This is a genomic window from Imhoffiella purpurea (assembly GCF_000585215.1).
Taxonomy (GTDB): domain Bacteria; phylum Pseudomonadota; class Gammaproteobacteria; order Chromatiales; family Chromatiaceae; genus Imhoffiella; species Imhoffiella purpurea.
This window is the reverse complement of the sequence record NZ_AONC01000001.1, coordinates 24495-37742: the sequence shown is the minus strand read 5'-3', so window position 1 is coordinate 37742 and position 13248 is coordinate 24495. Positions and strand designations below refer to the sequence as shown.

Here is a 13248-nt window from a genome sequence, read left to right as displayed (position 1 = left end):
ACTATATACCGATCGCAAATCGGGCCATCGCCGTTTCAAAAGCGCAGGACGCAGGACCGGCTCGCGAGAGACACCCTCAGTCCGCCATCGCCAACCGCTTGAGGGCGCCGAAATCCGTCTTGCCGCTGCCCAGTTTCGGGATCTCGGCGACCTCGCGCACCTCGGAGGGGATGCTCAACGGATTGGCCCCCTGCCCCATCATGCGACGGCGCAGATCGTCCGGATCGATGGGCTCGCTGGTCAGCAGCAGGATCCGCTCGCCCTTGCGCTCATCGGGCACATTGACCGCGGCGATCTCCAGATCGGAGCGGCCGAGCGCCTGGCGAACCTGTTCCTCCACGGCGCCGAGGCTGATCATCTCGCCGCCGAGCTTGGCGAAGCGCGAATAGCGGTCGACGATGGTCAGGAAGCCGTCCGCGTCCAGATGCCCCTTGTCGCCGGTCTTGTACCAGCGCATGCCGTCGAGCTCGACCACCGCCTCGGCCGTCCGTTCCGGATCGCCGAGATAGCCCTTCATGACCTGCACGCCGCCGATCAGGATGAGCCCGTCCTCCCCGGGCGGCAGCGAGTCCAGCGAGACCGGATCCACCACCCTGAAGCTGGTCCCCGGCAGGGGCATGCCGACCGTCCCTGGACGCGAGCCGGACTGGATCTTCCAGGTGTCCGTCTCCAGGGCGTCGGGCACGTTGACGCTCGCCACCGGGGTCGTCTCGGTGGCCCCGTAGCCCTCCAGGATCGGCTTGTGGAACTTGAGCGCGAAGGACTCGCGCACCTCGGGCGACAGCCGCTCGGCCCCGGCGACCAGGATCCGCAGGGACTGCAGCATCAGCGGATGGACCCGCTTGTTGCGGACGTAGAGCCGCAGGAAGGTCGAGGTGCTGCAGAGCACCGTGGCCCGATAGCGGGCGATGGCCTTGGCGCTGCCGACCGCGTCGGTCGGATCCGGATGGCAGACCATGGGGATGCCCTCGAGCAGCGGCAGGAAGGTGGTCGCGGTCAGCCCGAAGGCATGGAAGAGCGGCAGATTGGACAGCACCACGTCATCGCGCTCGGTATTGAGGACGTCCGAGATCTGACGCACGTTGGCCATGATGTTGCGATGGGTGAGCTCGATGCCCTTGGGCGCACCCTCGCTGCCGCTGGAGAAGAGGATGGCGGCGGTCTCGTCCGGACGGCGGCGCCGGCCATAGAGGGCATGCAGCAGATCCGCCGGCACCAGCGTGGCGATCAGCAGCGCGAACAGGGTCTTCACGGGGCCGAGTTCGGCCCGGATCGATTCCATGGGATGCAGCGTCACCTCGGGCAGCATCTGTCCTGGATCGATTCCGCGCTGGCCGAGCTTCTTCAGAAAACGCTCGGCCGTGACGACATGGCGGACGCCGGACGACTCCACGGCGGAGCGCAGCGCCTCGGCGCTGGCGGTGTAGTTCAGGTTCACCACCCGCTTGCCGCACAGGAGTCCGGCGAGGTTGGCGATGGCGCCGGCGCTGCTGGCCGGCAGCAGGATGCCGACCGCCGGCTCGGGCACCCGACGCCGCACCCGTCCGGCGAACAGGAGCACGGCCGTCAGCAGGCGCCGATTGGTCAATGTGGCCCCGATCGAGTCGATCACCGCCACCGCGCCCGGATCCCGCTTGGCCGTCCGCAGCCAGGTCAGCGGGATGCTCGGCAGGGTCTCGACATAGGTCCGCCAGGAGGTCGCCGAGAGCTCGAACACCGCCTGCTTGACCCGCTCGGCGCTGGCCTCCAGCGGCAGGGTCGGACCGAAGGCCACGATCACGTCGCGCAGACGTCCCTCGCGCCGGTTCGCCTTGAGCTTGTCGCTGGCATAGGAGAATCGGCTGCCCCAGAGTCCGCGCTGATAGAAGGGCAGGATGACGCCGGACCCGGCCGCCCGCGCGGCCCGTTCGAAACCGCGCCTGAACTCGGAGAGCTGACCGTTCTTGCTCAGCGTCCCCTCGGGGAAGAGACAGACCACCTGCCCCTGGTCGAGCAGCTCCGAGACCGTCTGGATGGCCTGACGGCTGCTGGCCCGCGAGATGGGCACGACCCCGAAGAAGTCCAGGAACCAGCGCAGATACCAGCGCTCGTAGATCCAGCGCTCCATCACGAAACGCACCGGACGCGGGCTGGCCATCTGGACCATGGCCCAGTCGATCCAGCTGACATGGTTGCCCAGCATCAGCACGCCGCCCTGGGCCGGCATGTTCTCGAGCCCGATGACGTTGAGCCGATATCGGGTCGAGACGAGCCGGGCCAGGATGAAGCGCACCAGGGACTGCGGCAGCTGATGGATGGTATAGATGGCGCCCAGGAAGGCGACGACGGCCAGCATCAGCATCAGTGCCCGACCGCCGATCCCGACATAGGCGGCGACCACGGTGAACCCGAGGAACGCCAGCATCGTCAGGTTCTGGATGAAGTTGTTGGCGGCCAGCACGCGACCCAGCCCGGACTCGCCGGCATGGAACTGGATCAGCGCGTTCAATGGCACCAGGAAGAATCCGCCCAGAACCCCCAGCAACAGGAAGTTGAGACCATGGGCCCAGACCGCCCCGAGTCCGGGCAGGACGAACAGGGCCGCGGCGATTCCCATGGCCCCGAGCGGGATGAGTCCGGTCTCGATATGGTTGCGCGAGACGCGCCCGGCGATGAAGGAGCCGAGGATGATGCCGATCCCGGAGCAGGCCAGCATGCCCTGGATCACCACGGTGTTGGTGACGTCCAGGCTCTCCTTGGCGAAGGCGGGGAAGGCGGCCAGGATCACCTGCGAGATGGCCCAGAAGACCGAGAGCCCGACGATCGAGAGCCAGATGACCTGATTGTCCCAGGCCGCGCGCCAGTTGCGGACCAGATAGCGCCCTGTGAGGTACTGGGGCCAGTCGAATCGCAAGGGATTGTCCGGGCTGACCTGGGGCAGACGATAGGCCAGGACCAGCTCGATCGCCGAGCAGAGCACCAGCATCCAACCGAGCGGCGCCACCTGCCGCATGATGGCGTCGGGATCCAGACCGAGGCCCGTGCCGGCCAGCGAGCGCTCGAAGAGCACCGAGAAGAAAAAGATGCCGGCGAGGATGGCGGTGCTGGTAGTGGCCTGGACCCAGCCGTTGGCCGCCGCCAGCGATTCCTTGCCGACCAGTTCCTTGATGTAGCCGTATTTGGCCGGCGAATAGACGGCGCTCTGGGCCGCCAGCAGCAGCGTCATGCCGAATGCCGGCCAGAACCATCCCAGGTAGTAGAAGAGCGTGATCCCGAGCGTGAGCCCGACCGCACCCCAGGCGGTCGTGCGCATCACCCGGTTCTTGGGGAAGCGATCGGCGATGAAGCCGGAAGGCGTGAACAGCAGGACGAATGGCAGCAGGATGAAGGCGTTGATGATCGCCGTCAGCAGGATCTGGAGATCGCCGTCATAGGTCTTGAACAGGGTGTTCTGGATGACGATCTTGTGCCCCAAGTCGACGAAGGCGTTGAGAAACAGCATCGTCACGAAGGACAGGAAACCGGTGATGCGGAACAGCTGGCCCATGGGCTCGACCCTCGTTCGGCGGATTGTCGTCTGTCCGAGTCGGACGCAAGGACGCTCGACTCAAACCTCCAGGCCCAGCGCCTCCAGATAGCGCCTGGCGCTCCTCGACTGCTCGTACTCGGCGACGGCTCCTTGGAGACGCTCGGCAGGCGTCGGCGCCTCCAGGGTCTGCATCATCGCCTCGGCCAGCGCCTCGACATCGCCGACGGGAACCAGCGGGCCGTGACGACCCGCGTCCAGAATCTCGCGGGGGCCGCTCGGGCAGTCGGTCGAGACGACGGGCACGCCCAGCGCCATCGCCTCGGTCAGCACGTTCGGGGACCCCTCCCAGGCGGAGGAGAGGACGAACAGCGAGGCCCGCGTCAGAAACGCATAGGGATTGGACTGAAAACCGGGCAGGTCCACCACTTCGTCCAGTCCCATTTCACGGATCAGTGACTCCAGTTTGGGCCTTGCGGCGCCCTCTCCAAGGATCATCAGACGGCAGGCATGGCGTTCGCGCAGCCGGGCGAAGGCCCGGATCAGGGTCGGGAAGTCCTTCTGGCGCTGCAGACGTCCGACCCCCATGACGACCGGCGGCTCGCCGGGCTGCAGCCAGGGATGGACACAGGGCTCCGCGGCCTGGGCGGACAGCTCGGGCGTGATCACCGGATTGCGGATGACGCGAATACGCGCGCGCGGAAAGCGGGCGATCCGCGCCGTATCCTCGGCCACCCCCTCCGACACGGCGACGATGCGCTCGACCCTGGGATAGAGCAACCGGATGGGGGCGTAGCGCAGCCAGCGCTCCACGGCGGTGCGCTCCTCCATCGCGGTGGACAGATTGGTCCCGAGCCGCATCAGAATGGGCGTATCCGTCCCCGACAGGGCGCGCGCGAGCACGGCGGCGCGCCCCGCCCGATCCTTGGCGGCCAGCAGCGCCGCGGGACGACACGCACGGAGATAGCGGGCCAGCGCCGGAACTGCGAGCAGGCTGTGCTCCACGTCGAGACGCACCTGACGAACCTCCGCGGGAAGCCTGGCCAGATGAGGGCTGTCGCCGCGCACCAGCACCAGATCGACGCACTGCCCGAGGTCGACGAAGCCGCGCAGCAGATTGACCAGCATGCGCTCGACACCCCCGCTACCGGAGAATGAGGCGAATACGGCAAGCGGGGCGGAGGATTGGGTCATGGGCCGATAAGGATCCTGAGGGCGCCGACGAGGCAGACGATAGTGGGAGAGAATCGATGAAACGATACCTCTAAAGCCTACCCCAAACCTCCAGTGCGGCTAGAATAGAATGCGGTTCAAGGAGCACTGTGCGGCGTTCGAGCCTCGGCGGCACCAACAAGCGGTCATCCCACCCATCCCAGACCCGAACTCGCTCACGGGCCACGTCAGGCTGCCACATCGCCAGCGTTAGGCGGCGCGGTTGGCCAAATGGATGGCGAGTAACTTATCCTCTGAAATTCCAGGCCAAATGATCGTCCTACAGGAGTCATCGCAATGGAGAGAAGTCGGCTGACCGGGAGACTGATTCCGCTGGGCTTACTGGTGTTGTCCGGTACAGTGTCCGCGGTCGAGGTGTTGCCCCAGCTCAAGGGCACGGGAGAGTCGCAGCAAGCCAGGCAGATTGCACAGCAAACCACGCTGCAGCACCTGGAACGCGCGATCGGCCAGCGGCCCAGCACGGCGGCGGCCACGGTGGAGTTCACCGCCGATGATCGACAGAGGCTCGAAGAGGCCAACAAGAACGCGGCGAGCGGAAGGCCCTATATGATCGGCCTGAGCAAGACGATCGAGCTCGGGGTCGACCTGCAGCCATTGGATGTCGCCGCCATGGGCGACCAGACCTATTCCTACCAGGCGGGAACGGTCAAGAAGAGCGGCGACAATGTCGCCTGGACGGTTCGCCTGGACACCCTCGGCTCGCTCGCGACGCGCGTCCGCTTCGACAATCTGAACCTTCCTGAGGGATCCGCCCTATATCTCTACAACGACGCAGGAGATGTCCGCGGCCCCTATACAAAAAAGGCTCGAAGCTTCTGGAGCCATTCGCTCGCGGGCGAGACACTCTATGTCCAGGTCGATACCACCGCCGAGGACTCGGATCGCCTCAGCTTCGATATCGGCGCCATGATGGTGCTGGATTCCGAATCCAAGGCGCTCTGTCCGGATAACGCCCCCTGCGTCCGGGACGGCTCCTGCTTCGACAAATCGGATTGGGAATACATCGACGAGGTACGCAAGGCCATCGCCCATATCACCTTCGTCGAGGATGAAGGGGCCTATATGTGCAGCGGCGGTCTGCTCGCAGACACCGACGACGACTCCAGCATCCCCTATTTCCTCACCGCGAACCATTGCATCAACACGCCCGAGGTCGCGGCCACGGTCGAGGCATGGTTCGACTACCGCACGGAGTCCTGCGGGGCCAGCTGCCCCGATCTCGCCGATACCACATCGACGCTCGGCGCCACCCTGCTGGACCATTCGGGCGTCGACGACCATAGCCTGCTGCTGCTCAACGAGGATCCGCCGGCCGAATCCTGGTTCCTCGGCTGGAGCAGCACCCCGGTCGCCCGGATCGGCGGAACCGACCTGTATCGGTTGAGCCACCCGCTCGGATCCCCGCAGGCCTATTCGACGCATGAGATCGACGCCTACGTGAGCCCAGTCTCCTACTGCGGCACCACGGCCATGCCGCGCGGTGCCTACATCTTCAGCCGCGATGTGATCGGAGCGACCGAGGGTGGCAGCAGCGGATCGCCTGTGATGCAGGAGAACGGACAGGTCGTGGGTCAGCTGTTCGGGGTCTGCGGCTGGAACATCGACGATGTCTGCGATGCCACCAACAATGCGGCCGTCGACGGCGCATTCGCCAACTACTATGCGGATGTCGCCAAATGGCTGAGCCCGGATGCGGAAGCGCTCCCGCTCACGCTGGAGAAGCGCGGCACGGGCAGCGGACGGGTGGTCTCGTCCGTCGGCGACTCGAGCAGCAGCCAATCGGCCGCCCAGAGCGCGGGAGCCGCCAATCCCATGCTGCTGGGCAGCACCCAGATCGACAAGACGGACTGGCCCTGGCAGGCCGCACTGAAAATCGATACCTGGGGCCTCAACGGCTCCTGGAGCTGCGGCGGATCCGTGATCGATCCCCATTGGATCCTGACCGCCGCCCATTGCATCGTCGACGACAGCACGAGTCGCTACAGCACGGTGTCGCCCTCCAACATCCAGGTCCGCACAGGATCGAACCGGTTCGAATACGGCGGACAGGAATCCAAGGTCAAGCGGATCGTCAAGCACCCCGGCTTCGATCCGCTGACCCGCGACAACGATCTCGCCCTGCTCGAACTCAAGAGCCCCGTCTACGTGGACCCGATCCGCCCGGTCACCCACGAGCGCGAGGATACGCTCGCCTGTCTGGGTACCGCGGGCTCGATCACCGGCTGGACCGAGACCACGGCCTGCGGCAATCTGGCGACCGTCCTCTCGAAGGTCGACGCCACCATCGTCCTGCCGAGCGTCTGCAGCGACGCCTATGGCGACCTGACCAGCAACATGATCTGTACCTCGACGGCCGCCGATGACGCCGAGGAGTGTCAATCGGACGACGGCAGTCCGCTCGCGGTCGGCAACGGACGCGGCGGCTATGCCCAGGCCGGAATCGTGAGCTTCGGCAACGGCTGCGACGACCAGACCGCCCCAACCGTCTATACCCGGGTCGCCAACTATGTCCCCTGGATGGAAAAGATGACCGATCTGGATTTGACATCGGAGATCGGGGACGACGTCATCGACTGCGGCAGCAGCTGTCGGGCGTCTTATCCCAAGAACAGGGTAGTCACGCTGACCGCGATCGCATCGGACGGCTCGACCTTCGCCGGCTGGGAAGGAGACTGCACGGGAACGGAGACCAGCTGCGAGTTCACCATGACCAAGGCCAGCAACGTCAGGGCCATCTTCAACGCGATGAAATCGACCAGCCGGAGCAGCTGCCTACCCTGAGCTCCACCCACGAGCCGAGCAGAGGCCGATCCTGTCGCGATCTCCGCTCGAGCATCGAATCACCTCCCCAACAACGATCGGCCGACGCATCGCGTCGGCCGTCAACGGGAGATCGCTCGAACAACCCGAACCTTCAGTATGGACTGCTTCGATTCAGATAGTCCTCGTAGGCATCCGTATCGATCGTATTGGTAGGCAACTTGGTTCCATACCAGGTGAAGTTATAGGGGCTGGTCCTAACATTTTCGGGTATCTGGACCACGCCTCCGTAGGAATAGCAGGCACAACGAGCCTGGGTGACATAGGTGGAGCAAACCTCCTCATCCGCATCTTTGTTGGGCTTGGTCGTAACGCAACCGGGCGGCGAATTGGTGTTGTACAGACACCCCGGATCGCTTCCGAAGCTGCAATCCTCGGTCACATTTCGACACAAGAGACTAAAATCGCTATCGCTACAGCGGTCGGTTGGGATGTAGCACGAGTTCCCGGTCGCGCTGATTCCCGCCGCGAGGTCGGCGGAGTCGCAACTGCATACGTTGTCGGTGAAGGAGCCGGAATCGTTGACATAACGATATTCGTTGCAGGGTGCGGTCAAGAGTCGCTTATGGTTGACCTTCATGAAGTAATAGCCCGGATCCTTGAGTCCGAGATTGTAGGTGATCTGTTTGTTATCGGCCGTATCGGTATTGATCGACAACAGAGGCGTCAGACCGGTCGTGGAAATACCGGCATTCGTCAGTGATTCCCAGGCGTCGGCCGAGGCCTTATCGAAGATCTGAACGTTCCAGTCCCCGACCCCGCAACCTTCCCGCGCGCAGAAGGACAAGGTGACCATCTCGTTGCCGTCCGTGTAGTAGACGTACCAGTCATTCTCGCCTTGGCCCCAGACCTCGGTCGTTTCATCGTCGGGATCGGTGACGACGCCGTTGAAGGTCAAATTGATGAGGCCGTACATGGCTACGCCAGTGGCAAGCGGGTTGGAAGCGGACGGCAGGTCGTTCGGCTCTATTTCAGAATCGTAAAACCCGACCACGGGCTGGCCGCTATCCAGGGCGCTATCCTGCAGAAAGGCCGTAATGTTATAGGTATATTGGTTCGTGGTCAGATTGTCGATCGGCTTGACCAGAATGTAGTAGGTACCGACGAGCCCCAGAGTCGCGGTATAGGTTACGGCATTGGCATCCGCGGAAAGGGCACCGATGACGTCCGTATTGAAATTGGCGAAGACATTGCCGGCTGCATCGCGAATCGACAAATTCCATACTCCCGGATTGCCGGCCGAGAGATCTGCGCCCGCGACCGATTCCGGCACAGCGAAACTGACGGTCAGGTTCTGATTGGCGCTCGCCGAGGTGACGTAGTACCAATCCTGATCGGCGCTGCTGTAGTTCTGCCCCCAGAAACTGATCTCGGGGGTCAGCTTATCGGCCGTGATGAGGCTGTCGTTGGGCTCGGTTTCGCCATAGGTCGCCTCCGGGATACAGGAGGCGAGCGAGACGCCATAAGACAGAGGATCGTCGACACAAGCCTCGATCGCACCGGTCCATCCGGCATTCCAGCCAATCGCCTCGCCCGCCTTGAGGCCGTTCGCGTAGCCACTTTCGTAGTGTTCCTGACCATAGGCTTTGCAGGTTTCCTCGAGGGTCGAGTCGCCAAGTCCGATCGCGTTGGCGGCTGCTATGGGTATCAAGGAGCCAAGGGCAGTACGGAGGAGGAGCTTCATGATTCATTCCTTGGTAGACTGACGCCGAAGACGCCCGCTTGACGCGAGAAGCATTAGGTATATCGCTCTCGAATGATGATCGCCGCCGCTCAAGTGTAGCCGAACGGACGAGGCGATCAAGCGAGCATGCCACGCAAGATCACCCGATATGGCGCACCCGTCCACAGATTCGAACTCGAATCATCCAGCCGCGGCACGAACAGCAGCTACAGCTACCTATTTGCCGGATTCACTTAGACTCCCCATGGTTCTGATTCCCGCCCACAATGAAGCCTCGACCGTGGGTGCGGTCGTGAGGGACGTCCGCCGACGCTGCACACGAACAGTCGTCGTCATCGACGATTGCAGCTCGGACGACACGATCGCCGAGGCAAGAGCGGCGGGCGCCGTCGTGCTTCCGTTGCCTCTGCAATTGGGCGCATGGGGGGCGATCCAGACCGGTCTCCGCTATGCATTGAAGATGGAAAGCCCCTTCGCGGTCACTCTAGACGCGGATGGACAGCACGAACCCGCAGCCTTGAAGTCGGTTCTGAAACCCCTCCTGGCCGGCGAGGCGGACGTCGTCATCGGCGCCTTTCCCGCCCGTGCCAGCTATTTGCGCCGACTGGCCTGGCGCTATTTCCGGGGACTCACCGGACTCGAACTGGAGGACATCACCTCCGGTTTCCGAGCCTACAACCCCAAGGCCATGAAACTGCTCGCCTCTCCAGAGGCCAGCCTGCTCGACTATCAGGACGTCGGCGTCCTCCTGATCCTCCATAGGAACGGCCTGCGCGTCGTCGAGGTTCCCGTGCCCATGCAGCCGAGAACCCAGGGCATATCCCGGGTCTTCAATTCCTGGTGGACGGTGGGAAGATACATGCTGCAGACGAGTCTGCTGTGCATCGCCCGCGTGGGATACGGGCGCTCCGCCCATTCCAACCGCGAATAGACAGGCACCCCACGCCTTCCGTACGCGCCGAGAGAACCAACCACTTGAAGATGCCTCGTCCATCCAGATGACCCATCAAATGACCTCGATGGTGATCGGGCTTGCGCTCGCCGCCACCATCCTTTGGCTGGTCCGTCGCGATCATCTGCACGGACCCTATGCATTCTGGTGGATCGGTGCGGCGGCGACGGTCACGCTGCTCGGCACCTTTCCGCATCTGTTCGACGTCGCCGCCCGCTATCTCGGCATCGGCTATCCCCCGATACTGGCCGTCCTGCTCGGGTTCGCCCTACTTCTGATCAAGATCCTCACCATGGATCTGGAGCGCTCGCGCCAGGAACGCCACATCAGACGCCTGGCTCAGCGGATCGCCATGATGGAGGCCCGCCACCCGGATACCGCTCAGGAAGAGGAACTTGGGCCGGAATCACAGAGCCAGCCACGACAGGACGAGCCTCCGGCCGGCTGATGCGCGTCCTGCATGTCGGAAAATATTTTCCGCCGTTCGCGGGCGGAATGGAGTATTTCCTCGGCGACCTGCTGCCTGCACTCAGGAAACAGAATGTCGAGGTCGCCGCATTGGTGCATGCCGACGCGAGATCGGCGGCCACCCGGCATCCTGCCGCCGATGATCCGGTTCCGGTATATCGGGCGCCCTGTCTAGGCCGGCTGCTTTACGCCCCTATCAGCCCAGCCTTTCCGATCTGGCTGAATCGTCTGATTCACGAGATCGAGCCCGACCTGCTGCATCTGCACCTGCCCAACACATCCGCCTTCGCCGCCCTATCGATCCCCGCCGCCCGCCGAATTCCCTGGGTGGTGCATTGGCACTCGGACGTCGTGGCTTCAGCCATCGATCCGAGGCTCGCCCTGGCCTATCGCCTCTATCGTCCGTTCGAGCAGGCATTGCTCGCCAAGGCCCGGGCGATCATCGCCACCTCTCCCGACTATCTGGAGTCGAGCGCGGCCCTCGCCCCTTGGCGCCATCGCTGCCATGTCATTCCTTTGGGACTCGATTCAGATCGCATTCGGAATCCGAAACCCGAAGCGCTGGATACAGCCGAGCGACTATGGGCCGAACCTGGAACCCGAATACTCGCCGTCGGGCGACTCACCTATTACAAGGGGCACGAGATCTTGCTCGAAGCGGCGGCCAAACTCCCCGACACCAGGATCCTGATCGTCGGAACCGGAGACCTGCATCAGCCGCTACAAGCAAAGATCGTCGAGATGAGACTGGCGTCGCGGGTCGGGCTGACGGGATTCATGCCGGACTCGACCCTCAACGCACTGCTGGCAAGCTGCGACCTTCTGTGTCTGCCGTCATTGGAGCGAACGGAGGCATTCGGACTCGTTCAGTTGGAGGCCATGCGTTTCGGCAAGCCCGTAGTCGTCAGCGATATCCCAGGATCCGGCACCGGCTGGGTCGTGCGGGAGGCGGGCCATGGACGACTCACCCCTCCGGGCGATCCGTCCCAATTGGCCGAACGCATCCGCAAACTCCAAGCCGACAGGCAGCTGCGCCAGGAACTGGGGGACGCCGGACAGCGTGCCCTGAAGAAGCGATTCGGGATCGGTCCAGTCAGTTCGGCGACGGCCGAACTCTATCGCCGGGTTCTGTCCGAGGGGTAGAAGCGTCCTCTTTTCTATCTGGCCCTTCTGGGTCTATCCGAGCATGAGCGGTCGACCACAAGACCAATGCCCAGAAGGTGAAACTGGGCACGAAATGCATGAACAGCCGGGCGACACTGGTCGCATCCTCCGCCCAGCGATAGGCCCCCGTCCAGAAAAAGAGGATATAGAGGGCGAAGAGCGCGCTCGACACGAACATGAAGCCAGCACGTTCCCACGGTGCGATATGGGATCGCAGAAACCGCCATAGCCCCCACGCCAGCATGGGGATCAGACCGTAGAAATATAGATGCCAGTTGTCGTACAGGAACAGGTTACGCCATAGCGCGGCCCAATTGTCGTGATAGGCGAGCTCGAATCGTCCGATCAGAGGCAGCTGAATCGCCTGCGGACCCAGTTCGACCGGGCCCCAAGGCGAGTTCAATTCCAGTCCACCGGACATCCAAACGACGCCAACGGCAAGACCGGCAGCCGCAAGAATCGTCGGAAACCATCGCCCAGAGAGCCTAGCCCCGAGAACGGCAGGGATGAAAAGCAGCATCCAGACGATGCCCTCGAGCTTGATGACAGAGCATGACAGGACGCAGAGGATTGCCAGCGAACCCTGCCGCCAATCGCCCTCCCGGATCCAATGCAGCAAGGCCGCGAAGGCCAACAACACCGATGTGGCCAACCAGATATCGGCATATCCCGCCAGCGCCAGATGGCTATCGAGCAACGGCAGGGTGACCAGAAGCCATAGAAAGACGAGCGCGGTCAGCCCCGATGCCCCCCAGAGACGCGCCTGCCCGTAGAATCCCAGCGCCAGAGCCAAGGCACAGCCGATCCAGGGCATCTTGGCCGCGGCTTCGCTCCACCCACCGAAGCCCAGCGTCCCCCAGAGCCCGAACAGCGAAACCGTCGTGGGATAATTCCAGGCGGCGATGGTCTGCGCTTGTGCCGAAGGATCGGCCAGCCATTGGGATGCCGAAATGAATGGAACCCATTGGCCAAGCTCCGCCCAGACGCACGCTCGCAGCAGCCAGGTCGTCCAGGCATCCCAAGGGAAAAGCGGCAGCCACCAGAGCTCAAGCACGAGATCGAGGAAGCGCACCAGCATCCAGATCAGTAGAATCCCCGCCGGGATCGCCCCCCAGCTCAGCCTGATCGGCTTCCAGGAAAAGGAAAGTGAAACCTTCCCGACCGACGCCAGGCGACGCAATCCGATTCCAATCGCGATCGCGAGCCCGACCATCAGGATCGGCACGACGACGTCGAATGGGAGACCGAGCGCCGCCGTCGCGCGCAATACCACTGCGACAGCGAGAAAACCCAAGAGATAACCGTACCCGAGAATCGCCGGCCAGACGCCAGGGCGCGATTCGGTCCATAGGATTCTCAACCAGAGGGCGCCCGCCAGCCAGGGCAAGCCGTTCGCAAGGACCACTCCCCACCAGCCCATGG

The 13248-nt window shown here is 63.6% G+C and carries 8 protein-coding genes; 4 read left to right on the top strand and 4 right to left on the bottom strand.

What is annotated here, in order from left to right; all coding sequences use genetic code 11:
• Window positions 1-76: 76 nt before the first annotated feature.
• Complete coding sequence (locus D779_RS00120) at window positions 77-3526, bottom strand: acyl-[ACP]--phospholipid O-acyltransferase (RefSeq protein ID WP_043747660.1); 3450 nt, start codon at window positions 3524-3526, stop codon at window positions 77-79.
• Window positions 3527-3586: 60 nt separating this feature from the next.
• Window positions 3587-4699 (bottom strand): glycosyltransferase, encoded by a 1113-nt coding sequence (locus D779_RS00115; RefSeq protein WP_043747658.1) that lies wholly within the window; start codon window positions 4697-4699, stop codon window positions 3587-3589.
• A 315-nt stretch (window positions 4700-5014) separates the two neighbouring features.
• On the opposite strand from D779_RS00115, the gene D779_RS00110 reads away from it, so the two are divergent.
• Complete coding sequence (locus D779_RS00110; RefSeq protein WP_081763239.1) at window positions 5015-7519, top strand: trypsin-like serine protease; 2505 nt, start codon at window positions 5015-5017, stop codon at window positions 7517-7519.
• A 133-nt stretch (window positions 7520-7652) separates the two neighbouring features.
• Here the strand turns inward: D779_RS00110 and D779_RS00105 are convergent, their stop codons facing one another.
• Window positions 7653-9242 (bottom strand): hypothetical protein, encoded by a 1590-nt coding sequence (locus D779_RS00105; protein WP_043747654.1) that lies wholly within the window; start codon window positions 9240-9242, stop codon window positions 7653-7655.
• Window positions 9243-9486: 244 nt separating this feature from the next.
• Here D779_RS00105 and D779_RS00100 point away from each other — a divergent pair, with 244 nt between their 5' ends.
• The 3 genes from D779_RS00100 to D779_RS00090 all read left to right on the top strand — a co-directional run bounded on the left by D779_RS00100 (window position 9487) and on the right by D779_RS00090 (window position 11805).
• Entirely contained in the window at window positions 9487-10173 is a 687-nt protein-coding gene (locus D779_RS00100; protein ID WP_052347602.1) for a glycosyltransferase family 2 protein, read from the top strand.
• Between the two features lie 67 nt (window positions 10174-10240).
• Window positions 10241-10642 carry a DUF2304 domain-containing protein gene (locus D779_RS00095; protein WP_043747650.1) on the top strand — a complete coding sequence of 134 codons (402 nt, stop codon included), beginning with the start codon at window positions 10241-10243 and terminating at the stop codon, window positions 10640-10642.
• Window positions 10642-11805, top strand: coding sequence for a glycosyltransferase (locus D779_RS00090; protein WP_198295636.1), 1164 nt, complete (start codon window positions 10642-10644; stop codon window positions 11803-11805). Before D779_RS00095 ends, D779_RS00090 begins: the two co-directional genes overlap by 1 nt.
• On the opposite strand, the gene D779_RS00085 is transcribed toward D779_RS00090, so the two are convergent.
• On the bottom strand, window positions 11756-13246 hold the full coding sequence (locus D779_RS00085) for a hypothetical protein (protein WP_052347600.1): 1491 nt from the start codon (window positions 13244-13246) through the stop codon (window positions 11756-11758). The two genes, D779_RS00090 and D779_RS00085, sit on opposite strands and share 50 nt — an antisense overlap.
• Window positions 13247-13248 lie beyond the last annotated feature (2 nt).